Source organism: Oscillibacter sp. (assembly GCF_032018205.1).
GTDB lineage: Bacteria > Bacillota > Clostridia > Oscillospirales > Oscillospiraceae > Oscillibacter.
Window position 1 is genome coordinate 55,225 of record NZ_DALZOY010000012.1, and the last position, 23,899, is coordinate 79,123.

Annotated in this window: 25 protein-coding genes; 5 read left to right on the forward strand and 20 right to left on the reverse strand. The window is 56.6% G+C overall.

What is annotated here, in order from left to right:
- The first annotated feature begins 391 nt into the window (after nucleotides 1–391).
- Complete coding sequence (locus tag RTU96_RS10480; protein WP_312636545.1) at nucleotides 392–1,993, forward strand: CTP synthase; 1,602 nt, start codon at nucleotides 392–394, stop codon at nucleotides 1,991–1,993.
- Between the two features lie 58 nt (nucleotides 1,994–2,051).
- Nucleotides 2,052–3,125 carry an aminopeptidase P family protein gene (locus RTU96_RS10485; protein WP_312636546.1) on the forward strand — a complete coding sequence of 358 codons (1,074 nt, stop codon included), beginning with the start codon at nucleotides 2,052–2,054 and terminating at the stop codon, nucleotides 3,123–3,125.
- A 110-nt stretch (nucleotides 3,126–3,235) separates the two neighbouring features.
- Here RTU96_RS10485 and pta read toward each other — a convergent pair whose 3' ends face one another.
- A complete protein-coding gene (gene pta / locus RTU96_RS10490) occupies nucleotides 3,236–4,219 on the reverse strand; it encodes a phosphate acetyltransferase (protein WP_294853135.1) in 984 nt (327 codons plus the stop codon).
- A gap of 318 nt (nucleotides 4,220–4,537) precedes the next feature.
- Here pta and RTU96_RS10495 point away from each other — a divergent pair, with 318 nt between their 5' ends.
- The gene (locus RTU96_RS10495; RefSeq protein WP_312636547.1) at nucleotides 4,538–4,699 is read left to right on the forward strand and encodes a hypothetical protein; all 162 of its coding nucleotides are present in this window, start codon (nucleotides 4,538–4,540) and stop codon (nucleotides 4,697–4,699) included.
- Here the strand turns inward: RTU96_RS10495 and RTU96_RS10500 are convergent.
- Complete coding sequence (locus RTU96_RS10500; protein WP_312636548.1) at nucleotides 4,639–5,649, reverse strand: GGDEF domain-containing protein; 1,011 nt, start codon at nucleotides 5,647–5,649, stop codon at nucleotides 4,639–4,641. The genes RTU96_RS10495 and RTU96_RS10500 overlap by 61 nt on opposite strands.
- A 902-nt stretch (nucleotides 5,650–6,551) precedes the next feature.
- Between RTU96_RS10500 and RTU96_RS10505 the strand changes: the two genes are divergently transcribed.
- Nucleotides 6,552–7,097, forward strand: coding sequence for a hypothetical protein (locus RTU96_RS10505; protein ID WP_312636549.1), 546 nt, complete (start codon nucleotides 6,552–6,554; stop codon nucleotides 7,095–7,097).
- Nucleotides 7,098–7,263: 166 nt separating this feature from the next.
- Here the strand turns inward: RTU96_RS10505 and RTU96_RS10510 are convergent, their stop codons facing one another.
- From RTU96_RS10510 to RTU96_RS10525, 4 genes are all read right to left on the reverse strand, one after another.
- Entirely contained in the window at nucleotides 7,264–8,007 is a 744-nt protein-coding gene (locus RTU96_RS10510; protein WP_312636551.1) for a sulfite exporter TauE/SafE family protein, read from the reverse strand.
- A gap of 158 nt (nucleotides 8,008–8,165) precedes the next feature.
- Nucleotides 8,166–8,930, reverse strand: a complete 765-nt coding sequence (locus RTU96_RS10515) for an acyl-CoA dehydratase activase (protein WP_312636552.1) — start codon at nucleotides 8,928–8,930, stop codon at nucleotides 8,166–8,168.
- Nucleotides 8,931–8,946: 16 nt separating this feature from the next.
- The gene (locus RTU96_RS10520) at nucleotides 8,947–9,219 is read right to left on the reverse strand and encodes a DUF3343 domain-containing protein (RefSeq protein WP_312636553.1); all 273 of its coding nucleotides are present in this window, start codon (nucleotides 9,217–9,219) and stop codon (nucleotides 8,947–8,949) included.
- The gene (locus RTU96_RS10525; protein ID WP_312636554.1) at nucleotides 9,219–10,490 is read right to left on the reverse strand and encodes a double-cubane-cluster-containing anaerobic reductase; all 1,272 of its coding nucleotides are present in this window, start codon (nucleotides 10,488–10,490) and stop codon (nucleotides 9,219–9,221) included. Before RTU96_RS10525 ends, RTU96_RS10520 begins: the two co-directional genes overlap by 1 nt.
- A 364-nt stretch (nucleotides 10,491–10,854) precedes the next feature.
- Between RTU96_RS10525 and RTU96_RS10530 the strand changes: the two genes are divergently transcribed.
- A complete protein-coding gene (locus tag RTU96_RS10530; RefSeq protein ID WP_312636555.1) occupies nucleotides 10,855–11,556 on the forward strand; it encodes a heparan-alpha-glucosaminide N-acetyltransferase in 702 nt (233 codons plus the stop codon).
- A gap of 197 nt (nucleotides 11,557–11,753) precedes the next feature.
- Here RTU96_RS10530 and RTU96_RS10535 read toward each other — a convergent pair whose 3' ends face one another.
- The 14 genes from RTU96_RS10535 to RTU96_RS10600 all read right to left on the reverse strand — a co-directional run bounded on the left by RTU96_RS10535 (nucleotide 11,754) and on the right by RTU96_RS10600 (nucleotide 23,813).
- Nucleotides 11,754–12,521 carry a glucose 1-dehydrogenase gene (locus RTU96_RS10535; RefSeq protein WP_312636557.1) on the reverse strand — a complete coding sequence of 256 codons (768 nt, stop codon included), beginning with the start codon at nucleotides 12,519–12,521 and terminating at the stop codon, nucleotides 11,754–11,756.
- A 144-nt stretch (nucleotides 12,522–12,665) separates the two neighbouring features.
- Nucleotides 12,666–13,211, reverse strand: coding sequence for a hypothetical protein (locus tag RTU96_RS10540; protein WP_312636558.1), 546 nt, complete (start codon nucleotides 13,209–13,211; stop codon nucleotides 12,666–12,668).
- A gap of 426 nt (nucleotides 13,212–13,637) precedes the next feature.
- Complete coding sequence (locus RTU96_RS10545) at nucleotides 13,638–14,501, reverse strand: nitroreductase family protein (RefSeq protein WP_312636559.1); 864 nt, start codon at nucleotides 14,499–14,501, stop codon at nucleotides 13,638–13,640.
- A 317-nt stretch (nucleotides 14,502–14,818) separates the two neighbouring features.
- A complete protein-coding gene (locus RTU96_RS10550; protein WP_312636560.1) occupies nucleotides 14,819–15,322 on the reverse strand; it encodes a UxaA family hydrolase in 504 nt (167 codons plus the stop codon).
- A gap of 13 nt (nucleotides 15,323–15,335) precedes the next feature.
- A complete protein-coding gene (locus RTU96_RS10555) occupies nucleotides 15,336–15,734 on the reverse strand; it encodes a bacteriohemerythrin (protein WP_294853076.1) in 399 nt (132 codons plus the stop codon).
- Nucleotides 15,735–15,870: 136 nt separating this feature from the next.
- Entirely contained in the window at nucleotides 15,871–17,049 is a 1,179-nt protein-coding gene (locus RTU96_RS10560; RefSeq protein ID WP_312636561.1) for a molybdopterin molybdotransferase MoeA, read from the reverse strand.
- 39 nt (nucleotides 17,050–17,088) lie between these two features.
- The gene (locus RTU96_RS10565) at nucleotides 17,089–17,625 is read right to left on the reverse strand and encodes a nucleoside-triphosphatase (RefSeq protein WP_312636562.1); all 537 of its coding nucleotides are present in this window, start codon (nucleotides 17,623–17,625) and stop codon (nucleotides 17,089–17,091) included.
- A complete protein-coding gene (locus RTU96_RS10570) occupies nucleotides 17,622–18,323 on the reverse strand; it encodes a class I SAM-dependent methyltransferase (protein WP_312636563.1) in 702 nt (233 codons plus the stop codon). Before RTU96_RS10570 ends, RTU96_RS10565 begins: the two co-directional genes overlap by 4 nt.
- Nucleotides 18,323–18,904 carry a nucleoside-triphosphatase gene (locus tag RTU96_RS10575; protein ID WP_312636565.1) on the reverse strand — a complete coding sequence of 194 codons (582 nt, stop codon included), beginning with the start codon at nucleotides 18,902–18,904 and terminating at the stop codon, nucleotides 18,323–18,325. Before RTU96_RS10575 ends, RTU96_RS10570 begins: the two co-directional genes overlap by 1 nt.
- The gene (locus RTU96_RS10580) at nucleotides 18,901–19,149 is read right to left on the reverse strand and encodes a hypothetical protein (protein WP_312636566.1); all 249 of its coding nucleotides are present in this window, start codon (nucleotides 19,147–19,149) and stop codon (nucleotides 18,901–18,903) included. The genes RTU96_RS10575 and RTU96_RS10580 overlap by 4 nt, the downstream gene beginning before the upstream one ends.
- A gap of 74 nt (nucleotides 19,150–19,223) precedes the next feature.
- Nucleotides 19,224–20,513, reverse strand: a complete 1,290-nt coding sequence (locus RTU96_RS10585; protein WP_312636567.1) for an Ig-like domain-containing protein — start codon at nucleotides 20,511–20,513, stop codon at nucleotides 19,224–19,226.
- The gene (locus tag RTU96_RS10590; protein WP_312636568.1) at nucleotides 20,510–21,631 is read right to left on the reverse strand and encodes a DUF4129 domain-containing protein; all 1,122 of its coding nucleotides are present in this window, start codon (nucleotides 21,629–21,631) and stop codon (nucleotides 20,510–20,512) included. Before RTU96_RS10590 ends, RTU96_RS10585 begins: the two co-directional genes overlap by 4 nt.
- Entirely contained in the window at nucleotides 21,628–22,839 is a 1,212-nt protein-coding gene (locus RTU96_RS10595) for a DUF58 domain-containing protein (protein WP_312636569.1), read from the reverse strand. Before RTU96_RS10595 ends, RTU96_RS10590 begins: the two co-directional genes overlap by 4 nt.
- Nucleotides 22,836–23,813: a MoxR family ATPase gene (locus RTU96_RS10600; protein ID WP_312636570.1), complete on the reverse strand. Its 978-nt coding sequence runs from the start codon at nucleotides 23,811–23,813 to the stop codon at nucleotides 22,836–22,838. Before RTU96_RS10600 ends, RTU96_RS10595 begins: the two co-directional genes overlap by 4 nt.
- Nucleotides 23,814–23,899: the final 86 nt, after the last annotated feature.

The window sequence follows — 23,899 nt, forward strand, 5'->3', positions numbered from 1 at the left end:
CTTTTACAGTATATAGCTTTAAATAGCTAAATTCAATTGTCATTTTATATAAAATAGGTTAAATATCTTTTTGCTATTTTTACGAATTTAAAAAAACGCCGGGAAATTCCCGCTCCTCGTTGACAAGTTGGCCGGAATGCGATATAAGTATAACGTATTTTTACAGCGTGCCCCAACGGGCGGAGCGCCGCGCTCCGTCGGTTTGGAGCAGCGATCCGCGGCGGGAAGACGCGTTTGGACCCGCCCCGAAAATCAAAGACCGCAGACCGTGGATTGCGCTGAAGCCCTTGTAAACCGGGGCCCCTTCACCGCAAGCTATCCACGGTATTTTTATTTTTTCAGGCGGAAAGACGGGAAAACGGAACAATCGGAAAGGAACAGGTGAACGGCTATGGCGACAAAATTTGTATTTGTGACCGGCGGTGTAGTATCGGGCCTTGGGAAGGGCATCTGCGCCGCGTCCCTAGGGCGGCTTTTGAAGCAGCGGGGCGTACGGGTGCGAAACCAGAAATTCGACCCTTATATCAATGTGGACCCCGGCACTATGAGCCCCTATCAGCACGGCGAGGTCTTCGTCACCGACGACGGAGCGGAGACGGATTTGGACCTGGGCCACTACGAGCGGTTTGTGGACGAGACGCTGACGGGAAACGCCTCTGTCTCCTCCGGCAAAATTTATTGGTCCGTTTTAAACCGGGAGCGCCGGGGAGACTATCTGGGCGCCACAGTGCAGATCATCCCCCACATCACCGACGAAATCAAGGCCTGCATTTACGCCATGGCCGACGAAGAGGTGGACGTGGTCATCTGCGAAATCGGCGGCACCGTGGGCGACATTGAATCCCAGCCCTTTCTGGAAGCCATCCGTCAAGTGGCCGCGGAGCAGCCCCAAGGCAGCGTGGTGTTCATCCATGTGCCCCTCATCGTTCAGATTCCCGGCAGCGGCGAGCTGAAAAGCAAGCCCACTCAGCACTCCGTGAAGGAGCTTTTGTCCTTGGGCATTCAGCCGGACATTCTGGTGTGCCGGTGTGACACCCCCATCAGCGACGACATGCGCCGGAAAATTGCCCTGTTCTGCAACGTAAGTCCCGACTGCGTGATTCAAAACGCCACGGCACAGACGCTGTATGAGGTTCCTCTTCTTCTTCAGAAGGAGGGGCTGGACGAGGCGGTTTGCCGCCGTCTCGGGCTGATTACGCCTCAGCCCGACCTGCGGGAGTGGGCCGCCATGGTCCGGCGGGAAAAGGCTGCCAAGCAGCGGGTGGAAATTGCGCTGGTGGGGAAATATACCCAGCTTCACGATGCATATCTCTCTGTTGTGGAGTCTTTGAACCACGCTGGCATTGCAAACAGCGCGGTGGTGGATATCCGCTGGATTGACTCCGAAACGGTGACAGCGGAAAACGCGCGGGAGATTCTTGCGGGCTGCGCAGGCATTCTGGTCCCCGGCGGCTTTGGCGACCGGGGAATCGAGGGAATGATCGCCGCTGTGCGGTACGCCCGGGAGAATGGCGTGCCTTTCTTCGGCATCTGCCTTGGGATGCAAATGGCGGTCATCGAGTTTGCCCGCCACGTTGTGGGAAAAACTGACGCAAACTCCTCTGAGTTTTCGGAAACCACGTCCTATCCCGTCATCGCCCTGATGCCCGATCAGGTGAACGTGACGGAAAAAGGCGGCACCATGCGCCTTGGAAAATACCCCTGCGCGCTGACGAACGGTACCCGCAGCCACGAGCTATACGGCGCGGAAGAGATTTCGGAGCGCCACCGGCACCGATACGAGTTTAACAACGCCTGCCGGGCGGAGCTGGAGGCCCGGGGCATGAAGCTGGCGGGCCTGTCTCCTGACGGCAGGCTGGTGGAAATTGTGGAGCTTCCCGAGCACCCCTGGTTTGTGGGCGCGCAGTTCCACCCGGAGTTTAAGAGCCGGCCCGACCGGCCCCATCCCCTGTTTTACGGCTTCGTACAGGCCGCTGCGGAACAGCAGGTCTAAGGGGCCCGCTCACAGGTAAAATAAGCATTCTGCCCTCGTGGATGAAAGGAAGGTTTTTATGAATCATTTCAGCCGGATTGCACAGGCAATGGAGGTCCGGGGTCTGGACGCCATGCTGCTTACCGGAGAGGCCAACCGGTTTTACGCCTCGGGCTTCCGCTCCTCCGGAACGGACGGGGCAGCCCTCGTAACCAAAGGCAAAACCTACTATTTTACCGACGCGCGCTATACCGAAGCGGCGGCGCGGGTTGTGGAACACGCCGAAATCCGGGAGGTGCGGCCCGGCCGGAGCTACACAGCCCTGATCAACGAGGCCCTTGCAGAGCAGGGCGCGAACATCGTCGGCTTTGAAGATGCGTATATGACCGTGGCGGACTACGAGGGATACCGAAAGGCCCTTCACTGCGAGCTGACTCCTGCGGCGGACCTGCTTTTTGACCTGCGCAGGGTGAAAGACGACGAGGAGCAATCGGCGCTGATATCCGCCCAGCGCATTGCCGAGCAAGCGCTGGAGGATATTCTGAAAGAAATCCGCCCTGGCAAAACGGAAAAGGAAATTGCCGCCCGGCTCCAATACCTCATGCTGCACTACGGTGCGGAGGACATGTCCTTTGACCCCATTGTGGTATCCGGTCCCAACGGGAGCCTGCCCCACGGGGTCCCCAGTCTCCGGGAAATTCAAAACGGCGAATTTGTCACCATGGACTTCGGCTGTATTTTCCATGGTTACTGTTCCGACATGACCCGCACCGTGGCGGTGGGGTCTGTGTCGGAAGAAATGCGCCGGGTGTACGAAACCGTGCTGGCGGCCCAGAAGGCGGGAATCGCCGCTGCAGCGGCCGGGGTAACCGGTCGGGCCGTGGACGGCGCGGCGCGGCAGGTCATTGAGGACGCGGGCTGGGGCGACTATTTCAGCCACAGCTTTGGCCATGGCGTGGGCGTCGAGATTCACGAGTCCCCCAACGCCTCTGCCCGGAATGAGGAGCCTTTGCCCGCTGGGGCGGTCATCTCGGCGGAGCCGGGGATTTACCTGCCGGGGCGGCTGGGCGTACGCATCGAGGACGTGATTATTTTGAAGGACGGCGGCTGCACGGACATCACCCACGCGCCCAAGGAGCTGCTTGTCCTGTAACGGTCCTTTCCTTTCCAAGTACCGCGCAACAGTCTTTTTCAGGATATTGATATAAAAAACACGGACGCCTTTGGCGTCCGTGTTTTTTATTGATCAGAGCCGGGCCGGGCTTATTCGCACTCTACAAGGCCCGCGGTGATGATGGCCATGGAATAGACCTCCTGCGCATTGCAGCCCCGGGAGAGGTCGTTGATGGGGGCGTTCAGGCCCTGAAGAATGGGGCCGTATGCCTCAAAGGAGCCCAAACGCTGCGCAATCTTATAACCGATGTTGCCGGCGTTGATGTCGGGGAAAATAAAGGTGTTGGCATGGCCGGCCACCGGGGAAGCGGGGCACTTGGTGTGGGCCACATGGGGGGAAACGGCCGCGTCAAACTGCATTTCGCCATCCATGGAAAGCTCGGGTGCGGCGGCATGGGCCTTGAGATAGGCGCCCCGCATCCGGTCCACATCCTCGCCCTTGCCGGAGCCAAGGGTGGAATAGCTCAAAAACGCAATCTTGGGATCAATGCCAAACTGCTGGGCAGTGGCTGCGGTCTCCAGCGCGATTTCCACCAGCTCGTCCTCGGTGGGCTTGATGTTGATGGCGCAGTCGCCCATGGCCAGCACCTCGCGGTCGCCGGTGGCGGAGGGACGAACCAGAATGAAGCAGGAGGAGACGATCTTGCTGCCCGGCTTGGTTTTGATGATCTGGAGCGCGGGGCGCACGGTGTCGGCGGTGGAATAGGTGGCGCCGCCAAGCAGCGCGTCCGCATAGCCCATCTTCACCAGCATGGTGCCGAAGTAGTTGGGCTGCTTCAGCACCTTGCGGCACTGATCCTCGTCCATCTTGCCCTTGCGCAGCTCCATCAGCAGCGCCACCATCTTCTCCATGTCCGCAAAGTCGGCCGGGTTGATAATCTCAGCGCCCCGGATATTAAAGCCGATGTCTTCGGCCACGGCGGAAATCTCCTCCGGAACGCCCACCAGCACAGGGGTGAGGAACGTACCGGACAGCAGACGGGCGGAAGCCTCCAGCACGCGGGGATCCGTCCCCTCGGTGAAGACAATTTTGCGGGGGTTGGTTTTCAGCTTCTTGATCAGAAATTCAAACATGCATTATTCCTCCAATAAATTACCGAAACAACGATTTTCACGGGACTTTTTTACATTACTTCTCATTATACACAACTCAAAAAGACGGTCAACCAGAAATTTTAAAAAATCAGAAAAAAGACGACGAAAAATTCTCGTTCCTTACGTATTTTTTCGTGAACTCTGAATGATATTCAATCGTAACCTCATTCGCAGGCACGTACGGAGCGCTGCATCCCGTCAAACAACTGTATTTCAAGGGCTTTCGCATGAAAAAGTCTGCTTTCGGGCAGACTATTTTTGCACAAGCCTCATCTAAACGGAAAGGGAGCGGTTTCTATGAAAAAGCGGCAAAGCCGCGCAAAGACCAATCAAACCCCTATGGAGCAGGCCCGGTCCATGACAGACCTTTCCTCGCAGCAGACCGACCCGCTAGGGAGTTACACCGGTCGTCCGGTGGACCCTCTCGACCCGCCGGTGCAGGATGCTGACGACCTGTAAAGCCCAACCCGTCTTCTACCAAAAGTACAAGCCGCCCCGCCAAAAGGCGGGGCGGTTTTTTCCGTTTGAGCGGAGGTCTTGCTTGCCCTTTTTGCCTCATACATCTTTTTGTCGGCCATCTTGATGATTTCCTCCGCCGTAAGCGGCATCTCCGTCATAGACTGTATTCCAAAAGAAGCTGTAATTTTCACGGTTTCATTTTCTACGGGGATTTTCACCGCGTCGATGTCTTTTTTTATTCTCTCCACCGTGTTGAGTGCGCCGGCTTCGTCGGCGCTGTTCAGGCAAACGACAAACTCGTCTCCGCCATATCTGGCAACCCAGTCCGTTTCAGCGCGTGTGCAGGCCTTCATGGCATTGGCTACCTGCTGCAACGTAAAATCCCCCATGCCGTGGCCATAGGTATCGTTGATTACTTTCAGATTGTCAACATCAATAAAGATGACGGACAAAGGCTGATGTGCCAAGGTTGCTTTTACAATATCAACGGGCAATCTGTCCTCCACGAAGCGGCGATTATATACATCAGTCAAATGATCCATCACCACCATGCTGTTGATATCGTGTATAACATGGCGTATCATTTGCCCTTCTTGGTAAGTTCCGCTGCCAATCATCAGACTGTCCGTGGCGTTTTTTAATAATTCAAGAGTAATTGTGCCTTCCTCCGATTCTATGGGAATCGCAGTGACCAGCATAATTTTGTCAGGCTTTTGCTCAAGCTTCATGAAGCTCTTGTTTTCGTTATAAGCGCGAACAGAGATACAGTTATCGCATATTTTGCCGTTCTTCCAATAATCGTAACAGATTTCTTCCGTCTCTTTTACTTGCTTGGTTTGGTATTCCAAAACCTTTTTGTGAACGGGGTCGACCAGCCGCACTGCATCATACATTTTGCTGAAAAAAATGAGATCGTGCTCAAGTGCACTGAGGGTCATCTTCTCGGGCATAACGTCTACTCCTACTAACATTACTTATCAATCAAACTTGGCATATATGATGCAGCGGCGCAAAGCACCGCTGCGGTATATTTTCCAATTAAATGGAGCTTCCCGGCCGTTATTCCACAGGCGCAAGGTAAACGACAGTTTTGCGGTCATTATACCATGACCTTGCTTAAACTACAACCGCACGCAATCCCCATATCCTGCCGGGATCCAATCTGGCACGGACACTTGAATACTAAGAATTATAGTGCGCTTGCAGCAAACAAGCAACCCCTTTTTATTCTTAAAAGCTACCTTTCAAAACAATTTTAAAAAGCCCCCTACCAGTTCAGGCAGGAGGTTCGTCAAGCCCTCTTTGTACGTCTGTGCCCAATCTATCCGACGCGGACGCAACTGCCCGTGCATGAAGGCGCGCGGATCGGCGCATTCTGCGGCAATGGGTACTCTTGATTTTCTCAGCGGCAAGGACAGTTTTCGTCGCTCACACCCATGGTAAATTCGCATATGCTGATATTGGGTAACACAGACCAGTGAGCGCGAGGTGTATTTATGAATGACAAGCGAGGGTATATTACAGTGAGGTGTCTAGCCCCATGCGCAGAAAATTTCGAGATTGTTGTGCTTGATGCGGAAGATCAAACGGTCTTTCAAGGCAAAACCGCTCGGAATGGGACAGCGGAATTCCATGTGTACTCTCCCGGCGAACACCGGATATGCGTACGCGCAAAAGGCTGGCTGAGTCCCATGGCCGCCACAAAGTGGCAGTTTTTCTGCCCCAACAGGTTTTATACCGTATATTTCCTGTTTAATTCCTTCCTTTTGAAGTCTGGTTTTACAATGGCCACTTTTCGTCTGACTGATCAATACTACGGCGGCCTACCAATTCAAAAAGGAGATATTCAATTATGCCGAGTCCCTATGTAGTCAATATTATTGACGGCGAAGGCTCCAGTAGAATTCTAAATGGGTCTTACGCCGTTACCGCCGATGTGGGCGGGTATGACAATGCCTCCATTAACCCGGACAGCCAAGTCATTGCAGCCGGCACCGACACCTATGATTTTTTGGTCGCAGCAACCGGAACCCTGACGCTCCATGTTACGGAGGAAGGCACTGCCGGCGGAACCGCCGTGGTGGGCGCAACCTTTGTCCGGTGCGATTCCGGCGGCACCGCTTATGGTGATCCGGTTGTTTCCGTCGCAGGCGGAAACGCCGAATTTCCCTTTGTCCCCTTCGCGGCCAGCGGCGCGCCGACAATCTATTATCGGCAGACCCTCTCTGCGGATGACCATGAATTCGACACCACCCTGAAGAGCCTGACCATGACCACCTCCACGGAAACCGTGGAAGTAGCCAACCCGCTGGCAGCCTTGAGAACCATTAACCTGACAGACGCCAACTATGCCGGTCTGCCCATTGAAACCGGCGACCTGACCTTCACAGCAAACTGATCTCATTTTGACACGTAGACCGGGACTTTAAAATATTTTTATACCGCCCCGCCAAAAGGCGGGGCGGCTTGCTTTTTAATAGACGAACGTCCGGGGGTCCTCCCCCACCATTGCCAACGCATACCTTCTGAAAAATGTCTTTGCGGCAGAGGACCTTTTGCCGCTGTCAGCCCTTAATAAAATTGGATACGATGGTCCATACCCCCATGCACATGATGAAAATAAAGACCCAGGATTTGACCCGGGCCAAATCCGCCCGCTTATAGAGGCCGACGCGCCCCAACCACAGTCCCAGAAGCAGTCCGCCCGCAGCCACCAGCGACCAGACAAGCACCTGCCCCGTCACCTGCCCGTTGACGGCGCGAACGCCCACGGAATACAGGTTGGTGGTCAGGAAGAAAAACTGAAGGGTCCCCACATACGCTTCCTTGCTTTCCAGGGTGCTCAGGCAGTAGAGTGCCGCCGGAGGCGCGCTGACGGAGAACAGCCCTCCGAACAGGCCCGCCAGCGCCCCGGTAACGATTCCCGCTTTAGGGGTGGCGGAGATGCGGGTTTTGTCGGCTGTGAGCAGATAGTAAAGCCCCACCAGCACCAGAAACAGGCCAAAAACGACGCTTAAAACCAGTTTGGGCGCCCCCGCCGACCACACGGCGGCAAAGGGCATCACCAAAAAATACGCCACGATCAACCACAATACATGCTTTGGCCGCGCGTCTTTGCGGTATTGAAAAAACATGGTGGAAGACGCCACCAGCGACAGCACCGCACAAACCGTGGAGGACACAGGAATGCTTGGCAGAAACAGCGGAAAAAACGCCATTACCACCGCCGCATAGCCAAACCCGATGGCCGCCTGCAAAAATCCGCCTGCAAAGGATGCCAGCACCAGCCAGAGAAAAATGAGCTCCATACGCAAAGCCCTCCTTGACCGGCGGGTTTGCCGGTAGAATGTACCGATTATAAGTACGATATACCTGCTATTATAAGGTCCGCAGGTGAATGGTATGATTGTAGCTGATATTCAGGCAAAAAGCAACGGTTCTTTCTCCCCAGCTTTTTACAGAGCTTCTAGGAACGGACTTCCCTTTGCGCCAGCAGCGCCGCGCCGTAGGCCCCGGCATATCGCCCCTCCGGCAGGCAGCGGACGGTGTGGCGCAGCTTTTTTCCAAGTATCCGGGCGAAAAAAGAAAGATGGCTCAGACCCCCGGTGAGCAAAACCGTTTCCTCCAGCGGCAGCCGCTCGGCAAGCTGGGCCACCTTTTCCGCCACGCTGTCCACAATTCCGGCGGCGATGTCCTCCCTGGGATGGCCCGCGCCGATGTAGCCGATAATTTCCGACTCTGCAAACACCGTGCACAAAGAGCTGATGGGCAGTACCTTGCCCCGCTCCGCCAGAGCGAACAGCGCATCAATTTCGCACTCCAGCCGGTTCGCCATGACCTCCACGAATTTTCCCGTTCCGGCGGAGCATTTGTCATTCATCAGAAAATCGTCCGCCGCGCCGTCGCGGATATGGATGGCCTTGGTGTCCTGCCCGCCCACGTCGATCACCGTGCAGGTGGGAAACTGAGCGGCGCAGCCAGCCGCAAAGCAGGTGATCTCCGTAACCTGCTTTGCCGCGTAGTCCACCGCCCGGCGACCATAGCCGGTGGAGACGACCTCAGCCTCCTCCACCCGCACGCCCCGCTCCAGCAGGCGGCGGGCAATCTCTTTTGCCGTTTCAGGGCTGCTCCAGCCGGTGGGGAGCACAAAACGTGTCTCCCCCGGGCCAAGAACCGCCACCTTGGCGGCGGTGGAGCCGATGTCAATTCCGACGCAGGTTCTCTCATTCATTCTTGCTTCTCCCAATTCAGCAGTAGCGGTCACGGTGTGGGTTGATCTGCCGGGGCAGAGCAACAATCCGGTCAATCTCCGCCTCCGACTCCGGAATGCAGCGCTCCAGCTCCGCGATATCCTTCGCCCGTACCAGCAGGGATATCCCGCAGCAGGCGCTGGCCAGCCGAGGGGTGGGGGAAATCCGAACCGGAATCCCCCGCCCCCGGGCGTATTGATAGAGCTTCAGCCCCTCGGTGTGATTCGGAAAGAGCACGTAATAATCCTGCTCCTCCGCCTGTCCATCCATTATTTCAGCATCTCCACAAATGCGCCGATGCGGGTACGAAGCTGCTCGGCGTCCGTATCGGTATAGTCGGTTTCAAGACCCAGCACGGGGATGCCCCGCTCCTTCATGGCCCGCTCCACGTCCCGGCCCTCGGTGTCGTACAGGGTGCAGAATTTCAGGTTCGCGTCAATCACGCCATCCACATGATAGGCCTCGGCAAGGCGCAGAATGTCGTCGATGCGGCCCGTGTTGGGAGTAAAGCAGGCACAGTTGTTCTTCATGTACCGGTCCGCCAGATTGTGAATTTGCTCATCCAGCGTAGTGCCGCTCTCGTCCACCAGATTCTCAAAATACCGGGTGCCGGTGCAGTTCTCTTCGCACACCACCGCCGCGCCGGAGGTTTCAATGATGTGATGCAGCTTCCAGTTCGGGATCGCCATGGGTGTGCCGGTGACAAGAATCCGCTTGGTTCCCTTGGGGAATATGCCCATGCCGTCTTTGATACGCTGCTCCAGCTCGTCGGCCAGCTTGTTGGCCATCTCGGCGCAGCGGACGGGGTCGTCGTAAAACGCAATCTGCATCATCAGCAGCGCGTCTTTGCCGCTGATGGGGGTCGGGTCGGCCTTGCGGCACTCAAACACCCGGGCAAGCGCCTTGCGCTTGTTGTTCAGCATTTTAATGGAAGCCGCCAGCTTTTCGGGAGTGATGGTGTTGCCGGTGAACTCTTCCACGGTATGTAAAAAGGCGCGGATTTCGTCTTCCCACTTCCGATAGTCCTGCTCTCGCTTCATCTGGGGCATGTCCATCACGTGAATGGGGACCTCTTCCTTCAATATCTCCCACGCCTTCTTCTTTCCGTCGCAGGTCGTCTCACCCACGTACATGTCCGCAATGCGGAAGAAGGGGCAGGTCTTGCCGATCCGTGCGCCCACGGAGGCCTTAATCAGGGGACACATATTTTTGGGCAGAACCTTCTCCCCCGCGCCCACCCAGAACTGGGACCCGCCGCACAGGCCGGTGGCGATGGCATCGGCCGCGAACACCACCTCGTCGGGCACGAAGATGCAGAAGGTGCCCAGCACCTTGCCGCCCTTTTTCTGGTGCTCAATCAGCTCGGCAGGCCGAACGCCGTGAATCTCAGACACCACAAAGTCGTAAAACGCCATGCCCTCCGGGCGGTTTTCCTGAGAGAGATAGGTGTCGCCAAACGCCGCGGGAAGCACCTCGCACAGTTGATCGTGCGTCTCTAAATCCATCCCTAAGCTCTTCCACATCTCACGATAATCTGCCATGACAATCCCCTCTTTTTCCTAAAATTACCCGGCTCTATGTGCAGCTTGCCTATAGAGTCGGGCGCCATGGGGCCATTATATCATCAAAATTTCATAAGCATCATTTTGTTTCACAATACACGGCCCGTACTATCGAAACTATCAATAATAATGCGGTCATCTTATTCCTTTTTATAAACGAATCAAAAAACTGCGCCTTCTTCTAACAAACGGTATTACGGTATTGACGATTTGGCCTTTGGTGGCCTAAAATAAAGAAAAGCATTGGCACGGAAAACGCGCGGGCAGCCGCGCGGTGGCTGGGAAAGGCGCCCGAAGCCGCGACTTTTCGTTCTTCGGCGGCTCTTTCCCCATAAAGGAGAACATGAACAAAAGACAACAACAAACCAAGCGCATCTGGGAAGTGGATTTTTTGCGGGGTGTGGCTTTGCTTGCCATGGTGTACTACCATGTCGTCTATGACCTGCGGGAATTTTACGGCGTTCCCATCAGCTATTCCGACGGTGTCAATTTTTACGTAGGGAGAGGGTCCGCCCTGCTGTTCATGCTGCTTGCGGGGCTTAGCTGTACTCTGACCACAAAAAACGCAAAGCGGGGGCTGAAGGTATTGGGGCTGGGGCTGGTCATCACCGCCGCCACGGCGCTTTACGACCCCAGCCACGCCGTCACCTTTGGCATTCTGCACTTTCTGGGAACCAGTATGCTTCTCTATCCGCTGGTGTCCCGGCTGGGGCCGATCCTTATGGCGCTGCTTGGAACCGCGATTTTCTTTCTGGGCCGCCTGACAGCGCAGGCCCAGGTGTCGGTGGGCTTTCTGTTTCCGCTGGGTCTGCGGGGCGAGGGCTTTATCTCCTCCGACTATTATCCCCTGCTCCCGTGGTTCGGCGTGTTTTTATGCGGCGCCGCTCTGGGAAAGCTGCTGTACGCGGAAAAGCGCAGTCTGCTGAACGCGTCCCCGTCTGACACACTGCTGAACAAACTGGGCAGGCACACGCTCCCGATTTATCTGATTCATCAGCCCCTCATTATGCTGATGCTCTTTCTGCTCTCGCGCCTGACGGGGTGAGGTCCCAAATCCTCCGAGCGTAAAACCGCCCGGTGCATCCCCGCGCAAGCACCTTGACCTTTTTCTGAACACTGACAAAAGCGGCTGAATCTTTCGATTCAGCCGCTTTTTCTAGTGTCGTCCGCTCATTCAACAGTGGGGCCAGCCCGGAGTATTTCCACAGGCCACGCCAAACCGGCTCAGGCCGCGGGGGGCCTTCAGATGGTGGTCCAGCCGCCGTCAATGGCCAGATACTGGCCGGTGGTATAGCTGGATGCGTCCGACGCGAAGTAAATCACGGCTCCGTCCAGCTCGCCGGGCTTACCCGGCCTTCCCATGGGGCAATATGCCTGAACAGCCAGTTTAAATGCGTCGGTCGTAATGACCGACTGGGTCATCTCGCTGGGGAAATAAGCGGGGCCAATGGCGTTGACGGTGATGTTATGCTGCGCCCATTCGTTGGCAAGAGCCTTTGTCAGCATCAGAACGCCGCCCTTGGACGCGCAATAGGCCGAGATGGGAAAGCCTGCCATCGCCACCATGGAATGAATGGAGCCAAGGTTGACAATTTTTCCGTAATTCTGCTCGATCATCACCTTGCCCACCTCGCGGGCCACGTAGTATACCGCGTCCAGATTGATCCGGGTGGTGGAAAGCCACTCCTCGTCGGTCTGCGTGGCGGCAGGGATTCCCTTGCCCACGCCCGCGTTGTTCACCAGAATATCAATTCTGCCGAATTCTTTTTTCACCGTATCGACCATGGTGGCAATCTGCTTGGAATCCGTCACGTCGCAGGGTACGGCAAGACACCGCACGCCCATGGCCTCAATTTCCTGTTTTACCTGCTCCAGCCGGTCCGTCCGGCGGGCGGTAATGGCAATGTCCGCTCCCTGATTTGCCAGTGCTTTCGCAAATTGAACGCCAAGGCCCGAGGAAGCGCCGGTAACCAAGGCCACGCGGCCTTTCAGGTCGAAGTAGTTTGTCATCAGTAAAACCCCTTTCTTTATTTGTAGGTTGGTAATATTATAAGATATTTTCACGCTTTAAAAAGATATAATTTGAAAACTTTTATCAAAATGGGTCGAAAATTTTTCTTGAAAAGCCCTGCGGAAAGAGGCCTTTCCGCAAAATCACCGCTTACCCGAAACATGCTTCCACAGTGAATACCCTGACGTGGAAAGCGGCCTGTCGGTCAGATAGCTCATGGTCAGGTACCACCGCAGGTCATGCCTCTCCATTTTTACAAAGGTAATTTCGTCAATGCTGTTCATTCCGGTAATCAAAAAGTCTGCCAGCAGGGAAATTCCGTTGTTTTCCGGCTCCAGAAGATAGTCTCCGATGGAGCTGAGGGCTGGAAGCTCCAAAACCTTTTTGGGCGACAGCGCGATTTCCTTCAGATGATTCCAGATAACCGCATTGATAAAATACGTTTTCGGCGGAATCAGAAACAGCATTTCCTCTATTCGCGGAAAATCGGCCTTTGCCAAAAGCAGCGGATGCTCCCGGGTCCCCGCCCGCCCGCAGGCCAGACTGCTGTTTCGGTTGCACGCCAGAAACAGGCGCTCCTCCCGACAGTCCACATACGACCCCGCGCCGATTCCCAGCAGCGGCACGGAAACCGCCTCGCCCACGGCCTTGGACACCATGCTGGAGATACACTCCAGAACGATGGCCACAACATTGTTCCGCGGTTTTGCGCGGTTCCGTCGTGCCCGGTAAAAGGCGTCGGCTGTACCGATTTAGCTTGGTAATATCAGATATGGAAAAGGAACACATTTGAAATACTATTTTTGTGAGAAATATAACCTTTCAGTTATAATCCCGCTCCTTTCGTCCTTTGCCGCAATTCCTTGCACTCCTGCGCTTTTCGGCTTAATCCGCGGCGGAGCGCCACCGTCAATTAACCCGCCAGATTCTCATTTTGAGAATCTGACGGCTGTTGAAATCCGAAACCCCGTTTTATATGTCTCAGGCGCTCCGGGTGCCGCGGGAGCGCCCTTCAAAAGTTGCCTTTGAGGAAAGATCGAAGCTCCTTCCTCGCATAAAAAGCGACCGGTCCCTGCAAGCATGGGCGCTTGCAGGGACCGGCCGGGAGCGTTTTATTACAGCTTGCAGGAGGCCACGGCTCTGTATCCGGAGGGCAGGCCCAAGTCCTTGTCATAGGCGCCCAGGGTCCAGGTGCGCTTTCCCAGCGTCTGTTCTGCCACGGCGGCAAAATGCAGCATCACGATTCCAAGATTGAGCTTCTGCTCGTTTTCATCGGTATAGCCGTCGTCCTTAGAAATCAGGACCACCGCTCCCCCGTCCAGCACAAACCCGTAGGGCTGGCGGTTGAGATAGCTGGGCGCAAGGCTGGCGGCGTAAAGCGCCTGCCACAGGGGATGGTCCATATCGCCGATTTCCTCGTCCACTCCGGCCTTGTTGCCCCACTTGCCGGAATACACCAAACTTTCAATACCCAGACGAGGGGAATAGAACTCCCGCTTCACAGCGTCCACCTTGGAAATGTTCTGAATATTGAGGAAAAGCCGCTTGGCGGCCTTTTTCTCAACGCCGAACGCAGCCAGAACCACCACGCGCCGGTCGGATTCGATTCCCAGCGCTTTTTTCACAGCCTCTCCATCCTTAAAGGTGAGCCAGCAGGTACCCAAATTCAGCTCCGTCATGTGCAGAATGAGGTCCTCCGCAATAAAACCCGCGTTTTCGGCCATATGCTCCGCCTCATCGGACAAAATTACAAAATAATCGGCGTTTCCGATCATAAAGTCATTGTAGCCCGCCGCACCCTTCAGCTTTTCCCGGGAGTCGGACCCGAACAGGCGAAGCTCCGTGCCGATGGAGGGCACAAGCCTTCCGCACTTGCTTTCGTAATACTCGTTTATCTCCGCCAGCGTGGTATCGGGTACCTTTGTATCCTGAAATTCCCGCACGGATTTGCGGTTTTGAATCATTGCGCTGTAATCCATAGTTTGATTCCTCCTGTCAAATTTCGGCCTGTTCTTTCCGGAGAATTTCAGGCGTATTTTCTTTCTCCAGTATTCACTGATTTTGGAAAAAAGTCAACCGTCAAAATCAATCAATCGGAAAAATGTATCTCCGCATCTCCACAGCCCAAAAAAGCGGGTGGGCAAGTGTCAGCCCTTCTCAGCGCCGCCGCCATGGGCGTAATGAACCCGGACCACCCGGAAAATTGCCCCGCAGCCGCAAAGCAGCGTAGGACGGGATATCCTGCCGCACGAGGACATAAAAAGAGAGGGCCGCCCAGGCGGCCCTCCCCTTTGCGTCAATAGTCGCCGTTGTAGCTGGTGCCATGGGGTGTGGTCCAGCTATAATCGCCCAGAAGCTCGGCCTTGGTAGGCTCGCCTCCAGCCACACGGAGCATCAGCTCATAGAGCTCTTTTCCGCTCTCCTGCAATGACTTTTCCCCATAGAGCATGGGCTTTGTGGAATAGTCGATCATGTCGGAAAGCATCTCCGCGGTGCGGGGATTGCCGGTAATTTTGATGGTGGTCATGCAGGCGTTTCCAATGGGGTTGCCCCGCCCTGTGGTGAACAGACAGATGTGGCAGCCACTCATGGCCAGCGTGGTGGTGGCATACGCGTCGTTGGCGCCCCGGACCTGATTGATGCCCCACATGCCGGGCCGGGAAGGGCGCTGTCCGCAGTCCAGAATGCCCAGCATCCGGCCATGGCCCTTGGTCTTGAAGCTGCCCAGATTCTTCTCCGTCATGGTGGTCAGTCCCCCCGCCTTGTTGCCGGGCGTGGGGGGTACTTCACACGTCTGCATGGCTCTTTTGACTTCATTTCAGGGTTTGGGCGAACACCCCGATTTTTTTATCCATGGTGGAGATGTGCTTGGTCAGCCAATCCAACACCATTTGATTGGCCCCCAAAATGACCGACAGGTTCCCGCCGGAGGCGGTATAGTCGCTGCGCAGCTTGGAAAGCTGACTGATAAATAACTGATGCGCCTGCTTTTGCGCGTCATATTCCGGGTAGCGGATACTGAGCATATAGGTTTCCTCATCCCGGAAGTGCTGCTTGGTGTACGCATCCAGAAATTCCAGAAGCTCGCCGATATATTCCTTTGTGCGGTGCTCCCGTCCGGCCTGAAACAGCATTTCCGCTTTTTCAAACCAGAGCTTGTGCTGGTCGTCAATCTGACCCACACCGACAGACAAATTTGGCGTCCATGGCATACCCATCGTCTCCTTTTATTCAGATGCGTCCATTATAGCCAACGGACGACGTTTTTTCAAGTTCTTTTACCAAAAATTGCAGAAAGCAACATTTTTTGCGCCTGTTCCTTGGCGCAGTCCACTTGCCCCGGCACAGTCATCGAAGATACGTAAGTTCCAATGCCTCCCCGGCTTCCAGACCGGAGCACGCGCTTTCCGTAACAAACTGGGCCGAGGCGGTCAGCACCGGGCAGACGGGTCCACCCCGCCCGCTGACGGAAACAGCCTCAAGCCCCCGCTCCGTTTCAATCAGCTCGAAGCGGCGCAGAATTTCCATTCCCGGCGTTGCCTCAAGCGGCTTTGTAATTCTTGCCCGGACCGTTTTGCGCAAAGGCCGTTCAATACCCAGAAACGTGGAAACCAACTCTGACACGCACCAATCGAGGATAAAGTAGGCCGCGTGGGGCGGGCCGGAAACATTGATCAGCGGCTTTCCGTCCAGCATGGCGGCGGCCATGGGCCGCCCCGGCGCGGCGGCAACGGAATGAAACAGGAGCGTTCCAAGCTCTCCTGCCAGCCGGGCGTTAAAATCGTCTCCGCCCTTGGAGGAACCTCCGCACAAAAGGATAATATCCGCACGCTCCGCGGCGGCGCAAATCGCGGTGCGAAGAAGCTCCGGATTGTCGGCGGTGATGGGAAAAAGAAGCGGCTGCGCTCCCATCTCCGTCAGCATGGCCTGCGCCAGAACGCTGTTGGAGTCAATATTTTCCCCACGGATGGGCTCGGTGCCGGGGGGAATCAGTTCGCTGCCGGTGGGGAGAAACGCCACCACGGGCTTTTTCCCCACCACAAGCTTTGTATGTCCGCCCAACACAGCCGCCGCAAGATCGAAGGGCCGCAGGCGGGTCCCGGCCCTTAACAGCAAGTCTCCCCGCGCAACAGAGCTTCCGGCGGTCCGCACATGCATGCCCGGCGTGACTTTGGTACCCGGCGCAAGCACCACCCTGCCGCCTTCCAGAAACGTCACTGCCTCAACTGGGATAACCGCATCAAAGCGGTCGTCAAAGTCATCCCCCGTGTCTGCCCTCACATAGTCTTGGCCCCACTGCCAATGGGCTGTATCCGGCTCTCCCTTCCGAAACAGTGCCGAGTCCACGCCGATCCCGTCCATTGTCGAGGAACGGACAACCGGCAGACTGTATCGGGCATACAGGTCCTCCGCCAGCACGCGGTCAAGTGCCGCTTCAAGCGGAACCGTTTCATTTGTTCGTGCCGGGGTCCAGCAGGACCGTATCGCCTCCAAGGCCTCTTTTCTGGACAGTGCTTTCTGTTCCACGGAAATTCCCTCCATGCTCTCTTACAATCCTTTTTTAAGTCACCGCAGCGCCGGAAAGCTCTCTTGCAGCGCGCGGGTCAGCCGCTCTGGCAGCGCGTCACGGTTATCCGCGTTTACGGTGAGCAGCTCCACATTCGGGTGCTCACGGATTTGATTCACCCAGCCGCCCGCTGAAAGCTTTATCACACCCAAAACCGGCGTTTTACCCTCCAGCGCGGCCAACACGGCGGCCTGGAACCGCTCCGCGTCCCGCTCCATGTCTCCCAGCTCGTCCATGACAAGCAGCGCCACGTCGTCTTTCGCATGTAAGATATAATCCGCGCCAAGGGTATCAAATCCAACGGTAAAAACCTGTGGAGCCTGTTCTCCCGGACAGAACCGGGCAACCCTGTGCGCTTCGTCATAGAGTGGCTTTGCTTCTGCCCGGCTGATATACAGCCCCCTGTCGGCGGCTGTGCGGTCTTGGCTGAAATAGGTTCGGAAGCCCCCGTATTTTACGTTTAAATCCACCAGAATCTTTCGGATCACGGTGCTTTTCCCGATTTGAATTTCACCTGTCAGAAACATGTGCTTCATTTCAGCCCTCCGTTGATGAAAAAAATCCCCACCGTCTTTTTTCTGGGAAGATACCATGGAAATGCCGCGGATCCTGTTTTGACAATTCTCTGTTTTAAAAAAAACTCCCGCTCCTCAGCGCAGACGTCGGGCGCATATAGTTTTACATAGTCCCGGGCCTCCTCCAAAGAGGAAAACGGTTGTCCAAACTCCTGCCGCTTCCACACAAGCTTGTAATCAATTTCCCGGGAATCCAAATACTTTGCGGTGTTTTGCGCCGAATTTCGGACGTAGCCCCTGTCTTTTCCGGGAAAAAGCGCCGCATCGGAGCTTTGGGACACCACCGCAATCAGCTTTTTGCATAGTGGCAGATATCGGTCAAGGTGGCGGCTTCCAAAAAAGCTCATAAACGCCACGTCCCAACGGCCCGAAGGATGCTCGCAGTCGGCCAAAACAGGGAATATATTGTGCAGGCCCAGCGCCTGCGCCCGCTCTGCCACAAAGGCCAGCGCGGCTTCGCTGGTGTCTGCGCACTCCACGGACTTTACAAGCGGCGCGATTTCAAAGTCAAGCAGCGCCGGCCCACAGCCCAGATCGCACAGGCTTTGCGCTCCCGCTATGGACGGAGCAATTTCGGCGGCAAGCGCGCGGAAAAAGCCCGTGTGTTCCTCCGCGTCCGCGTACCATTGCAGCGTGCGCACATTCCAATCCAGAAACATTAGCCTACCCCGTCAAGCTGTTTTTGCAGATGTGCCAGCACCTGCGGAAACAGCGCCTCTCCGTTTTCGCATGTCAGATAAAAGCAACGGGCATTGGGATGGGTTCGCACCGTTTCTAGAAACGGAATCTCGATATCCCGCACAGAGGCGAGAATGGGGGCTTCCCTCTCCATCGCAGCCAACACGGCAGCCCGGAAGCGGGGCGCACGGCTCTCCATAGGACCAATCTCATCCATGACCAGCAGACCGTCTGACCGCGCTGATTCAATTAAAAATGCATTGCGCTCAAAGGCCTCCAAATTTGCCGTGGACTGCCGGTTCCGACACCAGCCCAGCAGAGTATCCTGTGTCCTCCGACGCTCTCCGGACGCGGGATAGAGATAGATCGGTGCGTTTCCCGTCTCGTCCGCCGCTTCCTTAACACTGCGATAACCGTACAGCCTTAGACGTGGACCGCATGCTGTCAGCAGGCGGTCAATAAACCCTGCCCGGTTCGTTTCGTTGCTGCCAATCACCAGCGTATGCATTCTCCGTTCCCCTCCGGTCTTCGTTTGTGTCAGTCCGGCTCCTCCGTTTGTCAAAGCGTCGGCTCCCAGATTTGCAGGTCGCTTTCAATGCAGTCGGCCACCTCCCACTCTGGGGAGTCGTACAGGGCGTAAACACGCTCCACCAACTCCCGTTTTGTGGGGGCGACATCAAATTCGCCGCCGGAAAGCTCCGCCTCCCATCCATTCCCAACCATGACCATTTTTAGGCCCCGCAGCACCAGGCGGAAGGTGGGGCCACCCTCCTGATTGATAATTGTGGCAATGAATCTTTCTTCCATAAAACCTTCTCCTTCCGTCCGCCTTCCAACACGGACTTTGCCCGGCGCCAGAATGCCGACCACTTATTTAAATGCTACTCTTTGGGCTTTCCCGCCCGGTTCTTTGCCCGGATACGGAGCAGCAGCCACATCACCAGCGCTCCGCCCACAAACAGACCGATCACCGCCATGCCGATGATGGAGCGCAGAGGCGACGTCTTTTCTTCAACTCCCGCGGTTTCCTTGGAATCTTCCGGCAAGCCGTCTGTCTGTCCAGTCAAATCCTTATCATCAGCGCTTTTGTCAGGCTCACCGTTCGGCAACCGTTCCTCCGAAGTATCGGCAGAGGCGGACGGATCATCCGTCTCCGCCAGGTCGCCCTTTCCGGAGGCAGAAACGCCCCCGGTCCCCGGTTTATCGCTTCCCGATGCAGCATTTTTGGTACTTCCTGCCGTGACGGTGACAGTGGCGGAAGCGGAAACGCCGTGAAACTCCGCCGTGATGACCGAGGTCCCCTTGGCGTGGGCGGTGACAGCGCCGTGCTCGTCCACAGTCGCCACCCGCTGGTTATCAGAGCTCCAGATTATCGGCTCCTCCTCCGCGATCAGCGGGTCCGCCGCTGTCACAATGGCATTAAGCGCCACAATTCCACCGGAGGACATGCGCACAGTGGAGCGGTCAAGCGTGATGGTCGGTTCACCCGTCACCTCCGCCACAATGGCGTAAACCCACTTGGCAGAATTGACCGCCGTGTGCGTTTCCGCGTCCCGCTGTCCAAAAATCAGACGAAACCGGGTGTTGGAATTCAGATTTAAATAGTCGCTGCCAAAGGTGGCCCCGGCGATGCACCGGTTCCAGTCGTCCGCCAGCGCCATCACCGTGTCCACCGGCTGCGCGTCGGACGTGGCAAACTCGTTGCCCACGCCCTCTTCATAGTCAAAGTTATCCGGGAGACTGTAATAGCAGTACCGGGGAAGGTCAATCAGACTGCCCTTGGAAAAGGAGGTGTAAGAGGATTCTTTTTTGTCTCGAATCCAAAAGTGAAACGTTTTAACAGACCCCAGATCAATGCCTGCCCCGTCAATAATATCCGAAAGGCGCACACCTTTGACATGGTCGATCACCACGGAGGGCATATTGTCAATAAACGTATAGTCCGCGTACACCACGTCCATCTGCTCCAACTCGGAGAGAGTGAACAGCCTCTTTTCATAATACGGCCCGCCGGGATAACCCACCTGAATGGAGAGCGTATCCGAAGCGTAGCCGCCAAATTCGTCGTCGTCCAGCGCCCGGGCCGTTCCGGGCAGGGACATCAGCAGCGCCGCCGTCAGCAGCAGGCCGGACAGGCTTTGAAGCAGCCTGCTTCTCTTTGTCCTTTTCATGGCATCTTACCTTCCTTGCCCGTCAGCCGACGAAATCGTTTCCCAAAACCCGGTACAAAGGGGCGGCGCATTTCCTGAAGATAGTTTAGATAGTAAAACCGGCGGCCTCGAAAGCGCTTCACCTGCTGCGGCAGGGCACGGAAGGTTGCAAGGCATTCCTCTTTACATTGAAGTGAGACCGCCTGTCCGCCGTACCGGGCGCGCAGGAAGCCCTCTGTGACGGCAGTTAGCTGCCCGGGCGAAACCGGAGCGTCGTCTCCCCGCGCCTTTTTGAGATATTCCAGCGGCGTTTCCGAGAGCTTCCGGGAATATCCGCACACCGCCATGGCCCGCGTCACACAGCGGTAAACCGCGTCAACCTGTTCTTCCGGCGACGAGGCAAGCATCCTTCGCAGCCACAGGCGATAGCGAAGCTCTCCCAGCGCGGCAAGTGCCAGCACGACGCAGACTCCGGTCACTGCGGCAATTAACACAGCGCGTCCCAGCGGAAACGGCGAAGCGGGCGGCTTCAGCGCTGGGGCCTTCGTTGTCCCCTTGGCGCTTTCCGCAAGGGCGGCATTCCGGTCTAAGCTGGGCGCGGACGGGTTGCTTTGTTCCGCGCTGCTTTGGGCCGCTTCCCATTCCGGCTCTTTTTCGGGCGTGTCCCCAAGGCGATCCAGCAAGGAAACCCGTTCCCCTTCTGGGAATACAGGCAGCAGCACCTGCTGATAAATTCCAAAGGTAGCGCCCGCCGCAAGAACGGCGCACAGCAAAACAGTCACAAGCGCAGACCCGTGGGACGGAGCGCCGGAGTGGGGCCGGGCCTCAATCGCGGCCATACGGGACTGCATATACAGCACAGCCAGTACCAGCAGGCAAGCCAGCAGTACGCCTGCATCCACCGATATTCCCAGCACCTCCAGTAAAAATGCCAGAAAAACCGTATACAAAAGCGGAGCGGTCACGCCGCATTCAAGCCGGAAATACCAGAAGACGGCAGGCACCGTCACCATTGAAATAAACAGAAACGCCAGAGAATTTACCTTGGCATCCCCAAAGAAGCGCAGCTCCATCAGCGAGATCAGCATACCGGCAATTAGGCAGAGCAGGCCCCTAAACGCGCGGAAAATCAGCTTCACAGGCGCTCCTCCAACACACGGGCCAGCTCCCCGGCAGAGTCCACGGCGTAATACCCAATTCCCCGGCCCGCCAACCTCTCTTTGCCGGTTTCACCACCGGGAAGCATCTGTCCTTTCCCCCAGACATGGAGCACCACGGGATACTTTCCCCGCTGGGCGTATTCCGTCAGCAGCGCCACCAGACGGTCGCTGACGAAAGCCGTGAGAATGATGAGATTGTCAAAAGACGTTCCCCGTCCGGAATGTTCTTCTACCAAAAGCTCCAGCGGATACCGCTCCCGGTCCGAAACCGGGGGCAGTCCGCAGACGGCGACAAGCAGCTCCTCCGGCCCATCGGGCCGAATTACCGTAGGGACCTTGTCCCGGGCATAGACCAATTCCACACCGTATCGCAGTTCCATGGCCCGGAGGGCAGCGGCATAGGCACTTTCCGCCAGACAGTCGTTGGCCTGCGCCGCTTCCTCCCCCGTCAGGCGGGGCGGCAGGCGGACATCCAGATAGATCGACACGCCGCTAACCGCGTCGGTCTGAAACAGCCGGGTCACATAGCCGGAGGCGTGTGCCGAGAGCTTCCAGTGGATGGTTTTGATGGGGTCGCCGGGAGCGTATTGCCGCACGTCGGAATACTCACCTCCGTCAATCTTATGGGGCGCGGTAAAATCCACGGCGAAGAGGGGCTGTGCCGTGCCAAGCCGCAGCCCCGCCAGCCGAAACCGCTTGGGCGTCACCTGTACGAGCACGCTCCAGCCGGGCCTGCGGCGAAAGGAAAACACGCCCAGCAATCCGTAAACCCGGACCTCACTGATAAGCACCCGGTAACGCCCGATGTGAGGGAAGGAAACCGGCAGGTCCAGCGTCAGCGTTTGCCGGGGGCGCAGCAGCATCAGGTGTTCTGTGGTCAGCGGAGCAAAGCCCTGCGTACTCTCCACGCATAAAGACAGCACCACGCAAGGCAGCACGAACATGCCCCGATTAGATACCGTTACCCGGCAAAGGGAGCCGGTCTCCCGCTCGAAGCGGCTCTGCTCCTCGGTCTCTGCCCGGACAAGGAGAAAGCAGGCGGAGAGAAGCGTGTAGAATATTGACGTCAGACCCAGCAGCAGTATAAACACAATGGGGACGTAGACCGCCGCCGTGTTGATGATTGCCGCAACGACGGCACAAAGCAGCAGCACGCCCGCCGGAAGCGCCTTTCGCGCCGCCGTCATTTCACCTGTCTCCTGCCGTGCCGCTCTCCGTTTGGAAATGGAATGGGTGTCGCGTCCAAAATCTCTTGGATTACCGTCTGCGCCGTCACGCCGTCCAGCTTGGCCTCCGGGCGCAAAATTAACCGGTGGGCCAGCACGAAGGGCGCGAGAAATTTTATGTCGTCGGGCAGAACATAGTCCCGCTCTTCGTAAAGGGCGCGGGCCCGGCTCAACCGGTACAGCGCGATGGAGCCTCGAGGGCTGACACCCAGCGACACGCAGCGGTGATTCCGGGTGGCGGTGACTAAATCGGCAATGTAATTTTGCAAAGAGTCGTCCACCCGGACCCGTTCGGAAGCCTTCCGAACGGCCAGAATGTCGGCCCCGTCGGCCACGACGGGAACCTCCGCCTTTTCCTCTTCCGTCATGGCCATGATGCGCAGCTCCTGCTCGTAGCTGGGATAGCCCAGAGAGAGCTTCATCTGAAACCGGTCGATCTGCGCCTCGGGCAAGGGGTACGTCCCCAGATTGTCCAGAGGGTTCTGCGTAGCCAGCACCATAAACGGCTCCGGCAGGATATGAGTTTTGCCGTCAATCGTGACCTGCTTTTCCTCCATCACTTCCAGCAGACTGGCCTGCGCCTTGGCCGATGCCCGGTTAATCTCGTCCGCCAGAACGAAATTGCTCATGGCCGCGCCGGGACGGAACTCAAATTCCCCCGTCTTTTGATTGTACACGGAAAAGCCCGTGATGTCCGAGGGCATAATGTCCGGGGTAAACTGGATGCGCTTGAAATCGCAGGAAACCGCCCGTGACAGTGCGGATACCAGCCCCGTTTTGCCCACACCGGGCACGTCCTCAAGCAGCACATGGCCACCGCCAATCAGCGCCAGCAACACCAGAGCGATTTCCCGCTCCTTTCCGATGACCGCCGTTCCCACAGCGCGAACAATGCTGTGCATCTGCTCCCGGCAGCGGATACTCTCCTGATCCATCGCTCGTAACTCCTTTTTTCTATGATCTTTCACTGGGCCGCACAGTCCTGAGTAAAGAGGTGTACACCCGTTCTAACCTTGTGCGA